Source organism: Microbispora sp. NPDC004025 (genome assembly GCF_053604425.1).
The window spans coordinates 704,036-720,167 of record NZ_JBSGHN010000001.1; the positions used below are offsets into that span (position 1 = coordinate 704,036).

Annotated in this window: 16 protein-coding genes; 9 read left to right on the forward strand and 7 right to left on the reverse strand. The window is 70.9% G+C overall.

What is annotated here, in order from left to right; translation table 11 throughout:
- The first annotated feature begins 94 nt into the window (after positions 1–94).
- The 4 genes from ctaC to ACWEQG_RS03495 all read left to right on the forward strand — a co-directional run bounded on the left by ctaC (position 95) and on the right by ACWEQG_RS03495 (position 4,223).
- Positions 95–859: an aa3-type cytochrome oxidase subunit II gene (ctaC, locus tag ACWEQG_RS03480; protein WP_452281376.1), complete on the forward strand. Its 765-nt coding sequence runs from the start codon at positions 95–97 to the stop codon at positions 857–859.
- Entirely contained in the window at positions 856–2,520 is a 1,665-nt protein-coding gene (gene ctaD / locus ACWEQG_RS03485; RefSeq protein WP_363473377.1) for an aa3-type cytochrome oxidase subunit I, read from the forward strand. Before ctaC ends, ctaD begins: the two co-directional genes overlap by 4 nt.
- Positions 2,517–2,912: a cytochrome c oxidase subunit 4 gene (locus ACWEQG_RS03490; protein WP_452281378.1), complete on the forward strand. Its 396-nt coding sequence runs from the start codon at positions 2,517–2,519 to the stop codon at positions 2,910–2,912. Before ctaD ends, ACWEQG_RS03490 begins: the two co-directional genes overlap by 4 nt.
- Positions 2,913–3,053: 141 nt before the next feature.
- Positions 3,054–4,223, forward strand: a complete 1,170-nt coding sequence (locus tag ACWEQG_RS03495; RefSeq protein ID WP_452281380.1) for an Ig-like domain-containing protein — start codon at positions 3,054–3,056, stop codon at positions 4,221–4,223.
- Here ACWEQG_RS03495 and ACWEQG_RS03500 read toward each other — a convergent pair.
- Positions 4,180–5,397: an acyltransferase family protein gene (locus tag ACWEQG_RS03500; RefSeq protein WP_452281382.1), complete on the reverse strand. Its 1,218-nt coding sequence runs from the start codon at positions 5,395–5,397 to the stop codon at positions 4,180–4,182. The genes ACWEQG_RS03495 and ACWEQG_RS03500 overlap by 44 nt on opposite strands.
- A complete protein-coding gene (locus tag ACWEQG_RS03505) occupies positions 5,390–6,451 on the reverse strand; it encodes an alpha/beta hydrolase (protein WP_452281384.1) in 1,062 nt (353 codons plus the stop codon). The genes ACWEQG_RS03500 and ACWEQG_RS03505 overlap by 8 nt, the downstream gene beginning before the upstream one ends.
- 133 nt (positions 6,452–6,584) lie before the next feature.
- Here ACWEQG_RS03505 and ACWEQG_RS03510 point away from each other — a divergent pair, with 133 nt between their 5' ends.
- Positions 6,585–7,826, forward strand: a complete 1,242-nt coding sequence (locus ACWEQG_RS03510; RefSeq protein WP_452281386.1) for a sensor histidine kinase — start codon at positions 6,585–6,587, stop codon at positions 7,824–7,826.
- Complete coding sequence (locus ACWEQG_RS03515) at positions 7,823–8,476, forward strand: response regulator (protein WP_452281388.1); 654 nt, start codon at positions 7,823–7,825, stop codon at positions 8,474–8,476. The genes ACWEQG_RS03510 and ACWEQG_RS03515 overlap by 4 nt, the downstream gene beginning before the upstream one ends.
- 205 nt (positions 8,477–8,681) lie before the next feature.
- Here ACWEQG_RS03515 and qcrB read toward each other — a convergent pair whose 3' ends face one another.
- Genes qcrB through ctaE form a run of 4 tightly spaced genes read right to left on the reverse strand, consistent with a single transcriptional unit; the run spans position 8,682 to position 12,830 of the window.
- Positions 8,682–10,313: a cytochrome bc1 complex cytochrome b subunit gene (gene qcrB / locus ACWEQG_RS03520; RefSeq protein WP_452281389.1), complete on the reverse strand. Its 1,632-nt coding sequence runs from the start codon at positions 10,311–10,313 to the stop codon at positions 8,682–8,684.
- Positions 10,310–11,389: a cytochrome bc1 complex Rieske iron-sulfur subunit gene (qcrA, locus tag ACWEQG_RS03525; RefSeq protein ID WP_363470716.1), complete on the reverse strand. Its 1,080-nt coding sequence runs from the start codon at positions 11,387–11,389 to the stop codon at positions 10,310–10,312. Before qcrA ends, qcrB begins: the two co-directional genes overlap by 4 nt.
- Entirely contained in the window at positions 11,386–12,195 is an 810-nt protein-coding gene (qcrC, locus tag ACWEQG_RS03530; RefSeq protein ID WP_452281391.1) for a cytochrome bc1 complex diheme cytochrome c subunit, read from the reverse strand. The genes qcrA and qcrC overlap by 4 nt, the downstream gene beginning before the upstream one ends.
- 17 nt (positions 12,196–12,212) lie before the next feature.
- Positions 12,213–12,830, reverse strand: coding sequence for an aa3-type cytochrome oxidase subunit III (gene ctaE / locus ACWEQG_RS03535; RefSeq protein WP_169978711.1), 618 nt, complete (start codon positions 12,828–12,830; stop codon positions 12,213–12,215).
- A 162-nt stretch (positions 12,831–12,992) separates the two neighbouring features.
- Between ctaE and ACWEQG_RS03540 the strand changes: the two genes are divergently transcribed.
- The 3 genes from ACWEQG_RS03540 to ACWEQG_RS03550 all read left to right on the forward strand — a co-directional run bounded on the left by ACWEQG_RS03540 (position 12,993) and on the right by ACWEQG_RS03550 (position 15,785).
- A complete protein-coding gene (locus tag ACWEQG_RS03540) occupies positions 12,993–13,388 on the forward strand; it encodes a response regulator transcription factor (protein WP_169978709.1) in 396 nt (131 codons plus the stop codon).
- Between the two features lie 439 nt (positions 13,389–13,827).
- Complete coding sequence (trpD, locus tag ACWEQG_RS03545; RefSeq protein WP_363470721.1) at positions 13,828–14,877, forward strand: anthranilate phosphoribosyltransferase; 1,050 nt, start codon at positions 13,828–13,830, stop codon at positions 14,875–14,877.
- A 98-nt stretch (positions 14,878–14,975) separates the two neighbouring features.
- Positions 14,976–15,785 (forward strand): sensor histidine kinase, encoded by an 810-nt coding sequence (locus tag ACWEQG_RS03550; RefSeq protein ID WP_452281393.1) that lies wholly within the window; start codon positions 14,976–14,978, stop codon positions 15,783–15,785.
- A gap of 8 nt (positions 15,786–15,793) precedes the next feature.
- Here ACWEQG_RS03550 and ACWEQG_RS03555 read toward each other — a convergent pair whose 3' ends face one another.
- Entirely contained in the window at positions 15,794–16,081 is a 288-nt protein-coding gene (locus tag ACWEQG_RS03555; RefSeq protein ID WP_346225710.1) for an Lrp/AsnC family transcriptional regulator, read from the reverse strand.
- Between the last annotated feature and the right edge of the window lie 51 nt (positions 16,082–16,132).

Genomic DNA, 16,132 nt, shown 5'->3' on the forward strand with positions numbered 1-16,132 from the left:
TGGGCTTCATCTGTGGGGTAGGCGATCCGTGAGTCCGACCCGCCGTACGACACGGCGACCGTGGGCACGCCGCCGGTTGCCCGGAGCCGCCGCCGTGGCGCTGCTGGTGGCGTCCGGCACGGCGTGTAGCAACCAGGCGATCGATCAATGGTCCCGTGGGGGCATGCCGGAAGGTGTCACCAAGCAGGCCGGCATCATCCAGACGCTCTGGAACGGGAGCTGGATCGCGGCTCTCGCCACCGGCGTGGTCGTCTGGGGACTGATCCTGTGGGCGTGCATCTTCCACCGCAAGAAGAAGAACAGTCCCGACCAGCTGCCTCCGCAGGTGCGCTACAACCTGCCGATCGAGATCCTCTACACGGTGGTCCCGGTCATCATGGTCGCGGTCTTCTTCTACTTCACGGCCCGTGACGAGACCGAGGTCACGCGGATCACCAAGGCCGCCCCGGTCAAGGTGGCCGTCGAGGGCTACCAGTGGAGCTGGCGCTTCACCACCGAGTACCAGGGCCAGAAGGCCGTGGTCGCGGGTGTGCCGGTGGACCTCAGCAAGCAGAGCGAGCAGACCCCGCAGGGTCCGCAGCTCGTGCTGCCGGTCAACACCCAGGTGCAGTTCGACCTGCACTCGCCCGACGTCATCCACTCGTTCTGGGTGCCGGCCTTCCTGTTCAAGCAGGACGTCTTCCCGGGCAACGTGCACAACCACTTCCAGATCACGACGCTCGACAAGACGGGTGTCTTCGTCGGCCGTTGCGCCGAGCTCTGCGGCAGCGACCACAGCAAGATGCTGTTCTCCGTGAAGCTCGTCCCGCAGGCCGAGTTCGACCAGTACATCAAGAGCCAGGCGGGGAGTGCGCAGTGACCGCCATCCAGGAACCGGTCGGCGTCGCCGCGCGGCCGTACACCAAGGGCACGGTCATCGCCAAGTGGCTGTCCTCGACCGACCACAAGGTGATCGGGCACCTCTACCTGATCACGTCGTTCGTCTTCTTCCTCATCGGCGGCCTCATGGCGCTGGTGATGCGGGCCGAGCTCGCGCAGCCGGGGCTGCAGGTCGTCAGCAACGAGCAGTTCAACCAGCTGTTCACGATGCACGGCACGATCATGCTGCTCATGTTCGCGACGCCGCTGTTCGCCGGCTTCGCCAACGAGCTGATGCCGCTGCAGATCGGCGCCCCCGACGTGGCGTTCCCCCGGCTGAACATGGTGAGCTACTGGCTCTACCTGTTCGGCAGCACGATCGCCGTCCTCGGCTTCTTCACCCCGGGTGGCTCGGCGTCGTTCGGCTGGACCGCGTACGCGCCGCTGTCGAACGCGGTGACGTCGCCCGGCCTGGGCAGCGACCTGTGGATCATGGGTCTGGCGCTGTCCGGCCTCGGCACCATCCTCGGCGCGGTGAACTTCATCACCACGATCCTCACCATGCGCGCCCCCGGCATGACGATGTTCCGGATGCCGATCTTCACCTGGAACATCCTGCTGACCAGCATCCTGGTGCTGCTGGCCTTCCCGGTGCTGGCCGCCGCGCTGCTCGCCCTGGAGGCCGACCGCAAACTGGGCGCGCACATCTTCGACTCGCCCACCGGCGGACCGATGCTGTGGCAGCACCTGTTCTGGTTCTTCGGCCACCCCGAGGTCTACATCATCGCGCTGCCGTTCTTCGGCATCATCACCGAGGTCCTGCCGGTCTTCAGCCGTAAGCCGATCTTCGGCTACATCGGCCTGGTGGGCGCGACCATCGCCATCGCGGGTCTGTCCGTCACCGTGTGGGCCCACCACATGTTCGTGACCGGCCAGGTGCTGTTGCCGTTCTTCTCGTTCATGACGTTCCTCATCGCGGTGCCCACCGGGGTGAAGTTCTTCAACTGGATCGGCACGATGTGGCGCGGGCACCTGTCGTTCGAGTCGCCGATGCTGTTCGCGGTCGGCTTCCTGGTGACCTTCCTGTTCGGTGGCCTGACCGGCGTCATCCTGGCCTCGCCGCCGCTGGACTTCCACGTCAGCGACACCTACTTCGTCGTCGCGCACTTCCACTACGTGGTCTTCGGCACCGTGGTGTTCGCGATGTTCGCGGGCTTCTACTTCTGGTGGCCGAAGTTCACCGGCAAGATGCTCAACGACAAGATCGGCAAGCTCCACTTCTGGCTGCTGTTCTTCGGCTTCCACCTGACCTTCCTGGTGCAGCACTGGCTGGGCGTCATCGGCTTCCCCCGGCGGTACGCCGACTACTCGGCGAGCGACGGCTTCACCGACCTGAACATGGTCTCCTCCGCCGGCGCCCTCCTGCTGGGCCTGTCCACCCTGCCGTTCTTCTACAACGTCTGGGTGACGTGGCGGAAGGCGCCCAAGGTCACCGTGGACGACCCGTGGGGCTTCGGCGGCTCGCTCGAGTGGGCGACCTCCTGCCCGCCGCCGCGGCACAACTTCCTGTCGCTGCCGCGGATCCGGTCCGAGCGCCCGGCGTTCGACCTCAAGTACCCGCACATCACCGCCAAGCCTGAGCTGGTGGAGGAGTCCCGATGAAGATCCAGGGATGGATGTTCCTGCTCTGCGGCATCTTCTTCGCCGCCGCGGACGTGGTCTACTGGTTCTGGTCGAAGGAGCCGACCGGCACCACCGCCATGGCGATCTCCGTCGGCCTGGCCCTCATGATCGGCTACTACCTGCTGTTCACGGCGCGTCGCATCGGCGACCAGCCGGAGGACAACAAGGAAGCCGAGATCAGCGACGGCGCGGGCGAGATCGGCTTCTACAGCCCGCACAGCTGGTGGCCGCTGTTCGTCTGCCTGTCGGCCGCGCTGACGTTCTTCGGCTTCGCCGTCGGCTGGTGGCTGTTCTTCATCGGCCTGTTCTGCACGATCATGGCCATGATCGGGTTCGTGTTCCAGTACTACCGGGGCAACTTCTCGCACTGATTCCGTGAACCCCGCTGTGCGGCCGGTCGGCGATCTCGCCGACCGGCCGTCGGCGTTCTTTGCCCGTACGCGGTGCCCAGACAGCCCGAACGGTACGCCAACGGGGAATAACCCCCAGAAAGCGACGCTAGGGGGACGGACGTGCGTGCTGGTGCGGGGGTGCTGGCCCTTCTCGTGGTGGTTGCCGGATGTTCCACGTCGGGTGGACAGGACGAGGATCGAGACGCCAGGACGGCGATCAGCATCAGCCCGCTCGACGGCGCCGCCGACCTGCCGCCCGAGCTCCCGATCCTGATCGGCGCGGCGGGCGGCAAGCTCACGCATGTGGCCGTACAGGCCGCAGGGCGGCCCGTGGCGGGCGTTTTCAGCTCCGACCGCACCCAGTGGCGCAGCGAGCGTCCCATGGCCCCCGGCACGGCCTACAGCGTCGAGGCGACGGCCGCGGGCCCCGGCGGCCCGGCGACCAGGACCGTCCGCTTCACCACGAAACAGGCCGCCAAGACCTTCGGCATCTCCACCCTGCTGCCCAACAAGCAGGACACCGGCCTCACGGTCGGCGTCGGCATGCCGATCATCATCACCTTCGACAAGCCGATCACCGACCGGGTGTCCGTCGAGCGCAACCTGGTCGTGCGGGCGTCCAAGCCCATCGAGGGCGCCTGGCACTGGCTCGACGACAAGAACGTGGTCTACCGCCCCGAGAAGTACTGGCCGACGTACACGAAGGTCCGCATCACCGCACGTCTGGCCGGCATCAGGGGCGGCGAGGGCATGTACGGCAAGCAGGACTACGTCCGGGACTTCGAGATCGGCCGTTCGCAGATCAGCGTGGCCGACACCCAGACCCACCACATGAAGATCGAGCGGGACGGCAAGCAGATCAAGAACATGCCGATCAGCGCGGGCATGGGCGGCGTGATGCGCCACCACACCACCAGCGGCATCCACGTGGCGATGTCCCGGGAGGACGTCACGGTCATGACCTCGCCGGACGCCGGCCCGGGCCAGGCCGGCTACTACCAGACCACCGTCTACAACACCGTGCGCATCTCCAACAGCGGTGAGTACGTCCACTCGGCGCCCTGGTCGGTGGGCGACCAGGGCAACTCCAACGTGAGCCACGGCTGCGTGAACGTCAGCCCGGAGAACGGCAAGTGGTTCAAGGAGAACACCCTGATCGGCGACCCGATCATCGTGACCGGCACGCCGCGCAGGCTGGAGGCGACCAACGGCTGGAGCTACTGGCAGGACTCCTGGCCGGTCTGGCTCAAGCACAGCCGCCTGCGCGCCGCTCCCGCCGACACCCTCTGAACGGGCCCTCGTCCTTCGGCGCGTGGTGACGGGTCTCGTGGCCGCGGAAGACCGCCGAGCACACCGCCAAGACCGTCGCGAACACCGGCAGCCACGCCAGGCGGACGGCCACCCATCCGGGATCGACGGGGGCGGTGTGCAGCCCGGGCAGCGCCCGGTCCGCGACGCGCAGGGCCGTCGCCGTGACCGCGATCAGCGCGGTCTGGTGCCACAGGAAAATCGTCATCGCGGCGAGGTTGGCCGTCGTCACGAGCGCCCATGGGGCGGGACGCCGCAGCACCCGCCGCAGGGGGCCGGACAGCACCAGGGCCGCGCCGCACTGGGACAGCCCGAACGTCACGGCCGCCAGAGTGGGCGGGGCCTGGTTGGAGACCGGGGCGCCGGGCACGCCGACCATGGACGCCGGGTAGCCGGCCCACAGGACGAGACCCGCGGTGGCCGCGGCCCCGCCGAGGAGCAGCGCCCACCTGGTCACCCGCCCGTCCAGGCGTCCGCCGGCCCACAGGACGCCGAGACAGTACGGCACCAGCCAGCCGGTCCCCAGGTTGATCCAGCCGACCCAGGACGGCCCGTCCAGACCGAACCTGACGAGATCGGCGACGGCCACGGCGGCGAACGGCCACACCGGGTGCAGCCGGGAGACGAGCGGGGTCGCCGCCGTCAGCGCCGCGAAGACCAGCAGGAACCACATCGGCGACCACACCAGCTTGACCAGCGCGTACACGGTGCCCGGGTCGGCGCCCCACGCGAGCATCGCCACGGCGGCCGCGCTCCACACCCCGAGCAGGGGCGCGATCGGGCGGAACAGGCGGGTCATCCGGGCGGCGGCCCACCGCCCGTGGCCGGCGCCCCGGTCCCGGGCACGGCCGCGGCTCTCCACGGCCATCCGGCCACCGACGAAGAAGAACACCGCCATGGTCTGGAGCAGCCAGGAGACGGGCGTGAGTTGCGGCAGGTACTTCAGCGGGCTGGTGACGCGGAGGGTGCCGCTGTCGGCGACCACGGCGGTCACCAGCCAGTGGCCGAGCACCACGCCGAGGATGGCGAAGGCGCGCAGGGCGTCGACGGCGCGGTCACGTGGTGTCTGCGAGGCCCGCTCGCTCGGAGTCTGCGAGACGCGCTCGCGCCGGACCGGTGCCACGGCGTCGGCGCGCCCGGCGAAGTCGTCAGTCACGGCGCATCCCGGCGGGAGCGCGCCCGGAGACGATCAGGGCGATGTTCGCCAGCGCGGGCGATCCGTCCTTCAGATAGTCGCTGTGGCCGGCGTCGCCCGCGGAGAAGACCCGCGCGCCGAACCGGGGGGACAGGGGATCCGCCCCGAGCCCGATCGTGCCGGAGGGCAGGCGCACCGCCGCGTGCGGCAGGTGGGCCACCCAGTCCCCGGCACCGCGGGTGGCCCACACCGCCGCCCGGGTGCGCATCGCCGCCGCGTCGTCCCTACCGGCGCCTGGGCTGCCGTAGAGGACGATGTCCGCCACCTCCAGGCCGGGTGCGGCCCGGCCGCACACCACGCCGCCGTACGAGTGACACAGCAGGCTGAGGCGGGCGGCGGGCCTGAGCCGGGCCAGGTCGCGTACGAAGGCTCGCAGGGCGGGGACGGCCTCGTCCGCGCGGCCGGGGGTCATCGCCTGGAGGCTCACGGTGCTCGGGGTCCGGTATCCGAGCCAGGCGACCACGGCTCCCCGTCCGCCGATCGCCCGCTGCAGCCGCATCGCGCCCCCGCGCAGGAGCCCGTACGTGTCGAGGCCGGTGCCCGAGCCGGGGACGAGGACCGCGATCCGGTCGGCGGCGGCCAGGTCGCCGAACACCTCGGCGGTCCGGCCGCCGTCGCGGCCGTCGAAGGACAGGAAGTGTCGCGCGGGGTCGGCCATCGCCTTCAGCATCGCGGCCCGCCACCGGTGCCCCGCCGCGGCGGCGGTCCGCATGGCCGTCTCGATGGCGTCGAGGGTGGCGGCGTACCGCTCGGCCAGGCTCGCGGTGGTCGCGGCCCGCAGCGGGGGCAGGGAAGGCGGGGCGGGCGCCGGGACCGCCTCGGGACGCGCGGCGGCGGTCACGGGGAGGGCGAGCGAGACGCTGACGAGCGCGGCCTGCAGCCTTCGGCGCAGACGGCCCCGGCCCCGGCCCGGGCGGAGGATGGCGGGCGGGACGCGGCGTGCGCTCGTGCCGCCGCGGGGGAGCGGCGCGGGCGGCCGGTCGCGGGCCGCCTGCGGCTGTGCGGTGTCGATCACCCGGTTCACGGTGCCGTGCGGCGCCGGCCCGCCGCATCGCACCGGCGTGGACATCCGCGGCGGCACGGGCCGACCGCGGATGTAGACCCCTGGTCGGATGCCCGCGAGAAGGACACGTGGTTACGCTCTGATCATGCAGGTCGCATCCCCTCCGCTGCTGAGACGGCTGCCGCCCGGGGCGTGGGTGGTCCTCGCCTGGTGCGGGGGCACGGTGTTCACGTTCCTGATGCGGATGCGGCTGCCCGGCGAGTGGATGTACAGCGAGCGCCCCTCCCCGCAGCTCTTCCAACGGCACGGGCTGGCCTTCTTCGCGGTGGCCGCCGCCCTGGCGCTGGCGGGCGGCGTCCTGCTGCGCCGCAGGCCGCTGCCCTCCCTGGTCCTGCTGCTCGCCGCGGCCGTCCTCGGGACGGTGCCCCTGGGCGTGGGGGAGATCCCGCTGCCCCAGTTCATCGCGGCCGAGGTCGCGGTGTTCTTCATCGCCGCCGAGCGCCCACGCGCGACCGGCGTCGCCGCCGTCGTCACGGCCCTCGCGGTGCTCGCCGGTTTTCTGCTCACGCGGCTGCTGTACGGCTGGCCGATCGGCACCTCCACCGAGCTCGCCGTGGCTCTGACGACCGTCATCGCCTGGCTGCTCGGCAACTCGGCACGCGAGTCCCGGGCGCACGCCGAGGAATTGCGCGCCCGCGCGGCGACCCAGGCCGTCACCGACGAGCGGCTCAGGATCGCCCGTGAGCTGCACGACATGGTCGCGCACAGCATCGGCGTCATCGCGCTGCAGGCCGGCGCCGCGCGGCGGGTCATCGACACGCAGCCGGAGCGGGCGCGGGACGCCCTCGGGGAAATCGAGACGGCCGGCCGCCAGACGTTGTCCGGGCTGCGCCGGATGCTCGGCGCGTTGCGGAGCCACGATCCGGAGCGGCCCGCGCCGGTGGTGCCCCCGCCACCGGGGCCGCCGGAGCCGGCGCGTCCGGAATCGGGCTGCCCGGGACAAGTGCTCGGCCTCGCCGACGTCGACCGGCTGGCCGTCACGACCACACAGGCGGGCGTACGGGTCGACGTACGCCGGCTGGGGGAGCCGCGTCCGCTGCCGCCCGAGATCGACGTGGCGGCCTACCGTGTCGTCCAGGAGGCCGTCACCAACGTGCTGCGTCACGCCGGTGCGGCGTCCTGCCGGGTCTCGATCGACTACCGGGACGACGAGGTGCGCGTCGAGGTGCTCGACGACGGGTGCGGCGGCGACGCCGGGGACGGCTACGGCCTGCTCGGGATGCGTGAGCGGGTCGGCGTCCTGCACGGGACCCTCGCGGCCGGGCCGCGTCCCGGCGGAGGCTTCCGCGTCGCGGCCCGGCTGCCCGTGCCCGAGGGAATCCGATGACCGTCCGCGTGCTGCTCGCCGACGACCAGCCCCTGGTCCGCGCCGCCCTGCAGATGGTCATCGCCGAGGCGCCCGATCTCGACCTGGCAGGGGAGGCGGGCACCGGTGAGGAGGCGGTGCGGATGACCGAGGACACCGGCCCCGACGTGGTGGTCATGGACATCCGCATGCCCGGCATGGGCGGCATCGAGGCCACCCGGCTGATCACCACGGGTCGCGGCGCCCAGGTCCTCGTTCTCACGACCTTCGACGACGACGAGTACGTCTACGGCGCGCTGCGCGCGGGGGCGTCCGGGTTCCTCGTCAAGGACATGGCCCTGGACGACATCCTCGCGGCGATCCGGGTGGTGGCCGCCGGTGACGCGCTGATCGATCCGCGCGTCACCCGCAGGCTGATCGGGGAGTTCGCCGCCCGCCCCGCGCCCGGTCCGCGACCCCGGCGGGTCGCCGGGCTCACCGAGCGGGAGACCGAGGTGCTCACCCTCGTCGGGCGCGGCCTGTCCAACGCGGAGATCGCCGCCGAGCTGTTCATCAGCGCCGCCACCGTCAAGACGTACGTGACCAGGCTGCTCGCGAAGCTCGACGCCCGCGACCGCGTGCGACTGGTCATCATGGCCTACGAGACGGGCCTCGTGCCCCCGACCCCCTAAACCGCAAACGCGGGAAACACCGAGCGAGCCGGAGGGGCGCGCCGGTGTCTGGACTGAGGAACGCGCGCAGCGAGGTACGAGCGAGCACGTGACGAGGGAAGACATCGGAAGTGAGCGCCCCGATGCGCGAAGCGGGAAACGCAGCGGCCCGGCGGGGGAGTGTTCCCCTCGCCGGGCCGCTTCGTGCCGGTCGTTCAGGCGTCCGTCAGTGGAGCTCCTTGCGGTCGCCGCCGCCGACGCCCGCGTGCTCCTCCTCGTGGGCCTCCTCGTGGTGGCCGTTGGTGAGCGGGACCCGGTCGGTGCCGTACGCCTCGCTCATCCTGGTGCGGAGCCGGCCGAGGGCGCTGCGGGCGCCCTTGGGCGGGATGCCCTCGCCGTCCTCGGCGGCCGTGAGAACCGGGATCTCCTTCTTGCCGCGCATGTGCTCGGCGATGTCCTCCGCGGCCGGGGTGTGGACCTCGATGTACTGGCCGTTCGGCAGCCGCTTGATGACACCGGACTCCACCCCGTGGGACAGCACCTCGGCGTCCTTGCGCTGGAGGCCGATGCACATCCGGTAGGTGATCCAGTACGCGATGGCCGGGCCGACGAAGACGGCGATCCGCCCGAACCAGGTCGTCGTGTACAGGTCGATGTGGAAGTTCGCCGAGATCTCGTCGTTGGCGCCCAGCAGCCACAGGATGCCGTAGAACGTGATGCCCGCGATGCCGATCGAGGTGCGGTGCGGGTTGTTGCGCGGCCGGTCGCACACGTGGTGCTCGCGGCGGTCGCCCGTGACCCACTGTTCCAGGAACGGATACAGCGCCAGGCCCGTCATGACGATGCCCAGTGGCACGAGCGCCGGGATCAGCACGCTCAGCGTCACCGTATGGCCGAGGAAGTTGATCTCCCAGGCCGGCATGAGGCGGAGCGCACCCTCCAGGAATCCCATGTACCAGTCCGGCTGCGATCCCGCCGAGATGTCCGCCGGCGTGTACGGCCCGAACAGCCAGATCGGGTTGATCTGGGCGAACGCGCCGAGCAGTGCGATGACCCCGAACGTGAAGAGGAAGAACGCGCCCGACTTGATCATGAACGCCGGGTAGAACGGAGCGCCGACAACGTTCTTCTCGGTCCTGTTCTTGCCCGGCATCTGCGTGTGCTTCTGCACCCACATCAGGATCATGTGGGCCGAGATGAGCGCGAGCAGGATGCCCGGGATCAGCAGGATGTGGAGCGTGTAGAACCGCGGGATGATGTCGTGGCCCGGATACTCGCCCCCGAACAGGAAGAACGAGACGTACGTGCCCACGATCGGGATCGACTGGGCCACGCCCTGGGTGATCCGCAGACCCGCGCCTGAGAGCAGGTCGTCGGGCAGGGAGTAACCGGTGAGACCCTCGATGAGCGCGAGCGACAGCAGCAGGATGCCGATGATCCAGTTGATCTCACGCGGCTTGCGGTACGCACCGGTGAAGAAGATCCGGAGCATGTGCACCGTCATGCCGGCCACGAACAGCAGCGCCGCCCAGTGGTGGATCTGCCGCATGAGCAGACCGCCACGGACGTCGAAGCTGATGTGCAGCGCCGAGGCGTAGGCCTCCGACATGTGCACGCCGTACAGCGGGGCGTAGCTGCCCGTGTACGGGACCTCGCTCATGCTCGGCTTGAACCAGAACGTCAGGAACGTACCGGTCAGCAGCAGGATGACGAACGAGTAGAGCGCGATCTCCCCCAGGAGGAACGACCAGTGGTCGGGGAAGATCTTCCTCAGGTTGCGCTTGAGGAAGTTCCCCGCACCGATCCGGTCGTCGACGAAGGTCGAGACGCCTGCGATGGCCTTCGGGGGAGCGTTCATGATGCGTTCTCCCTAACTTCGGCTTCCGCGTCGCCACGCTCCCAGAAGCTGGGACCGACGGGGACCTTGAAGTCGGACTTCGCGACGAGGTAGCCCTCCTCGTCGATACCGATGGGGAGCTGCGGCAGCGGACGGGCGGCGGGGCCGAAGATGACCTTCGCTCCGTCCGCGGCGTCGAAGGTCGACTGGTGACACGGGCAGAGGATGTGATGCGTCGTCTGCTCGTACAGCGCCGCGGGGCAGCCCACGTGGGTGCAGATCTTGGAGTAGGCGACGATGCCGTCGTGGGTCCAGTTCAGGTTCGTGCCGGACTTGAGCTCCTCCGGACGGAACTTGAGCAGGATCAGCGTCGCCTTGGCCAGCGCGTTCAGGTCCTCCTCATAGCCCTCGGGGACTACCGAGAGGATGCCGCCCGGCGAGTTGAAGTCGGCCGCCCGGATCGGCTGGCCGGTGCCCTCGACGACGAGGCGGCGCGGCTTGCCGTCCTTGGTGGGCTCGCCCCAGGCGGTGTGCCTGAGCGCGGTCCCGGGGAGCGGGCCGAGGTCCTTCAGCAGCACCAGCGGGGCCAGGCCCAGCGGAGCGGCGGCCAGCAGCAGCGTGCGGCGCAGCAGCCGGTGCTTGACGAACCCGCTCTCCTCGGCGCCCTGGAGGAAGGTCTCCTTGACGTACCCGCGCGCCTCGTCGTCGGAGCGCATCTCGTGGCGCTCCTGGATGAGGTTGTACTTCGGCATGATCTGCCGCACCCACACCGTGAGACCCGCGCCCAGCGAGAGCAGGGCCAGGGCCAGGGTGCCGCCGAGCGCGAGGTTCGACGTGGCCGTCTTGTCGATCGTGCCGACCTGGAAGATCACATACGACGCGACGAACCCGGCGCCGGCCAGGAAGGCGACCAGGAACAGCAGCGCGACGAGGCGCTCGGCCTTGCGGGCCTTGACGGGGTCCTGCGGGATCACGCCGGGAACGCCCTCGGGCGCGCGGATCGGGTCGGTGTCGGCGATCGGCGCGTCGGCGGGCGGCGTGCCGATGACGCGACTCGGCACCCGTCCGCTCTCGGGGTACTCGTTCTGCTCTGTCATGCCGCCCGTCGCTTCTTCGCTGTGATCCAGATGGAGGCCAGGACCAGGAGGCTGATACCCGCGATCCACGCTACAAGGCCCTCGGTGACGGGTCCGATACGGCCCAGACCCGAGCCGCCGGGGTCGACCTGCGACCGCACGTGGGTGATGTAGGCGATCATGTCACGCTTCTGCTCCGGCGTGATCGTGGAGTCGTTGAACACCGGCATCGCCTGCGGGCCGGTGGCCATCGCCTCGTAGATCTGCGTCGGCGTCGCCGGGTTCAGCGACGGCGCGTACTTGCCGTAGGTCAGCGCGCCGCCGGCGCCCACGAAGTTGTGGCACTGGATGCAGTTGGCGCGGAAGAGCTCGCCGCCCTTGGCCGGGTCGCCCTTGGCCGGGTCGACCTGCTCGGCGCTGGGGACCGTCGGACCGCCGCCCAGCGACTGGACGTACGCCGCGAGCTGGTTGACGGCCTCGTCGGTGGCCCACTCGGGGCGCGGCTTGCGCGGAGCCTGGGGACCCGCGTCGGCGGCCGGCATGCGGCCGCTGCTCACCTGGAAGTCCACGGCGGCCGCCCCGACGCCGATGAGCGTCGGAGCCTTCTTGGTGCCCTCGGCGTTCATGCCGTGGCAGCTCGCGCAGTGCGCCACGAACAGGCTCTTGCCCTGCGCCACGTCGTCGGCCTTGCCGGACGCGATCGCGGCGTCCGCGGTGCTGCCGTTCGGCGCCGCGAGCGCGTAGCCGCCGCCGAGCAGGCCCAGCGCGAGTGCCACGACGGCGACACGCGCGAGGGGATGGCGCCGTCGGGCGGTGATGGAGTTCACCGAAATCCCCGTTCCGATCATTTGATGATGTAGATGGTCGCGAAAAGGCCGATCCAGACCACGTCGACGAAGTGCCAGTAGTAGGACACGACGATCGCGCTGGTCTGCTGCTCATACGTCAAGCGCTTCGCGGCGTACGTGCGTCCCAGGATGAACAGGAACGCGATCAGACCACCCGTCACGTGCAAGCCATGGAAGCCCGTGGTCAGGTAGAACACCGAGTCGTACGGGGAGTGCGAGAGGACGTGGCCCTCACGCGCCAGGTTCCCGTACTCGTAAAGCTGTCCGCCCACGAAGAAGGCGCCCATCAGGAAGCTTACGACATACCAGAATCGCAGCTTCTTGACCTGGCCTCGCTCCACAGCCCACACGCCCAGCTGGCACGTGACACTCGACAGGACCAGAACGGTCGTGTTGAAGGTCGCGAACGGGACTTCGAGGTGCGCCTCGGGCCAGTGCGTGCCCTGTCCGAGGCTGACCGACCGGATGGTGAAGTACATCGCGAACAGCGCCGCGAAGAACATGAGCTCAGAGGACAACCACACGATGGTGCCGACCTGAACCAGGTTCGGCCGGCTGGACCCGTGCGGTCTCGTCGTCGTAGTAATTGCGGATGCTGTCGCCACGCCCAGCATTATTGCGGCTCCCCAGGTCGGGTCGCCCCACGACCCCCCGCTAGGGTCCACCCGCGCTCACGAAACGGGCATGTCACGGCAATCGCCCCGGGGCTGCGAGTCCTGCAGCCACGCCGGTAGCATCACGATGACCATACCCCGCGATTCGACAGTGAGCGTGAAATGAGGGTTCTCGTCTACAGCGACGATGCAGGCACCCGGGAGAAGGTGCGGCTGGCCATCGGGCGGCGCCCCGCCGCGGACGTGCCCCTCGTCGAGATCGTCGAGTGCGCGACCCAGCCGGCCGTGATCAAGCATCTCGACTCCGGTGACATCGACGTCGCCGTCCTCGACGGCGAAGCGCAGCCGGCCGGCGGAATGGGGGTCAGCCGGCAGGCCAAGGACGAGGTGCACAACTGCCCCCCGATCCTGCTGCTCATCGCCCGCAGGGATGACCGCTGGCTGGCCAACTGGTCCCGCGCCGACGCCGTCGTCGCGCAGCCCATCGACCCCGTCGTCCTCGCCGAGGCCGTGGCCGACCTCATGCGGCGCCGCCTCAGCCTCACCCAGGCGCACTGAGACCGGGCGCACTGGGACCGGGCGCACTGGGACCGGGCGCACTGGGACCGGGCGCACTGGGACCGGGCGCACTGGGACCGGGCGCACTGGAATCGGGCGCACCGGTACCGGGCACTCGCCGGGCGCCATGGCACCGGGCGTGCGCCGGGTTCCGGCGCCGCGCCCGGCCCTGCGCGCACAGCGGTGCCGGAACCCACAGCGGTACCGGAACCCACAGCGGTGCCGGCGCCCGTCTCGGGCGGGCCCACCGGACGCCGGCTCACCGGACCCCGGTACCCGGGACCCTGGTGACCGGACCCTGGTGACCGGACCCGGTCAGCCGCGCTCCGGCCCGCACGTCACCGGGGCCACCAACGAACGGGGCGTCCGAACCGCCCGGGCGCACACCGCGCCACACCATCCGCCGACCCGACCGCACATCGACCCCGCGGAGCCCACCATGGACACGCGCACCACCTGGCCCTCGACGCTGAACGCCCTGCTCGCGGGGGAGAACCTGACGGCCGACGAGACGGCCTGGGTAATGGGGGAGATCATGTCGGGGGCGGCGACCCCGGCGCAGATCGCCGCCTTCGCCGTCGCCCTGCGGGCCAAGGGCGAGACCGTCGCCGAGGTGACGGGCCTCGTCCGCACCATGTTCGAGCGCGCCACCCCGCTCACGGTGGAGGGGCCGGTGCTCGACATCGTCGGCACCGGCGGCGACCGGGCGCACACCGTCAACGTCTCGACGATGGCCGCTATCGTCGCGGCGGCGGCCGGGGCGCGGGTCGTCAAGCACGGCAACCGGGCGGCCTCCTCGCTGTGCGGCGCGGCCGACGTGCTGGAGCACCTCGGCGTCGCCCTCGACCTCGCGCCGGAGGCCACGGCCAGGGTCGCGGTGGAGGCGGGCATCGCCTTCTGCTTCGCGCCCGTCTACCACCCCGCGCTGCGGTTCACCGGCCCGCCGCGCAAGGAGATCGGCGTGCCGACGGTGTTCAACTTCGTCGGGCCGCTGGCCAACCCGGCGCGCCCCGCCGCCCAGGCCATCGGCGTGTTCGACGCGCGCATGCTGCCGGTCATGGCCGGCGTCTTCGCCGAGCGCGGCGTGTCGGCGCTCGTCTTCCGGGGCGACGACGGCCTGGACGAGCTGTCCACCGCGGCTCCGTCGGCGGTCTTCGTCGTCCGGGACGGCACCGCCACCCAGACGACGGTCGACCCGGCCGACTTCGGCATCCCCCGGTCCCAGCCGGGCGACCTGCGCGGCGGCGACGTCGAGTTCAACGCGGCGGCGGTCCGCGACCTGCTGGGCGGCAAGACCGGGCCGGTGCGCGACGCGGTGCTGCTGAACGCGGCGGCCGGGCTGGTCGCCTACGACGGCCCGGGCGACGACCTGGTCGGCGACCTGCGCGCGGCGTACGCCCGCGCGGCCGAGGCGGTCGACTCGGGCAGGGCGGCGCAGACGCTGGAGCGCTGGGTCGAGATCAGCCGTGCGCTCGGCGGTAAGGCCTGATCGTCTTCCCGGTCCGGTTCGCCTCCACCGCTGGAGGGATCAGGCGTCCTCCTTCATGGGGACGTGCCGGGTTCGGCCCGAGCCGTACCGTTCCCGCCATGATGCGCCTGTCCGCCCTTCGCGTCATCCACCGCTGGGCCGCGTTCGCCCGTGCCGGGATGGCCCTGTTCGCCGCCGGTCTCCGCGGTGTGCCCCACGCCGGTTCCCGCTCTGGCGCGGTCGTCTCCCCGGGACCGGACCGCGGCAGGGGCGGCCGGCCGTTCCCGGCGGCGGGCGCCCCGGGCGGGCGCCCCAGGCGTGCCTATGACGACGCCGACGAGGACGACGTCCTCGTCCGGGAGCGCCTGCGGATCGCCTCGGAGTTGCACGACCTGGTGGCGCACGACCTGAGTGTGATGACGCTCGGCGTGGGAGCGGGCCGCGTGATCATGGACAAGGACCCGGAACGTGCGCGGCAGACTTTCCGCGAGGCCGAGGAGTCGGGCCGGCGGGTCCTGTCCGATCTGCGCCGGATGATGGGCCTGCTGCGTATGGACGGGCAGCGGCGCGGCCCCCAGCCGGGCCTGGGGGACCTGCCCGGCCTGCTCGACGACTTCCGCGCGAGCGGGCTCGCCGTCTCCCTCAAGGAGGCCGGCATCCGGGGCAGCGGCCCCACTCTGGAGTTGTCGGCCTACCGCATCGTGGAGGAGGCGCTGGGCAACGCCCTGTGGTACGGCATGGCCCGCACGGCGACCGTCACGCTGCGGTGGCTGCCCGCCGTCCTGGAGGTCGTCGTCCACGACGACGGGCTGCCCCGCGACCGGCTCATCAGCACCTGGGAGCGGGCGGCGTTGTTCGGCGGCTCGGTCGCCGCGCACCCGTTACCCGGCGGGTTCGAGGTCCGCGTCCGGCTGCTGCGCCCGGCCTGATCGCGAAATCAGTCCGCGTCGGCGAGGCCGATGGAGAAGGCCGCCTCCAGGTCGTGGCGGGAGTAGGTGCGGAAGGCGATGTGCGTCTCGGTGTGGCGCACGCCGGGCACCTTGTTGACGCGGCCGGGCACGACCTCGGCCACCTCCTCGTACCGGCCGACCCTGACCATGGCCAGCAGGTCGAACTCTCCGGTGATCGAGTACACCTCGCTGACGCCGGCGATCTCGGCGATGGCCTCGGCGACCTCGGGGATCCGGTCGACATCCGCCTTGATGTGGACGATCGCGGTGACCATGCGCGTCTCTCCTGCTGTTCCCGGCTTCGGCTTGTCGCCCCAGAGACTAGC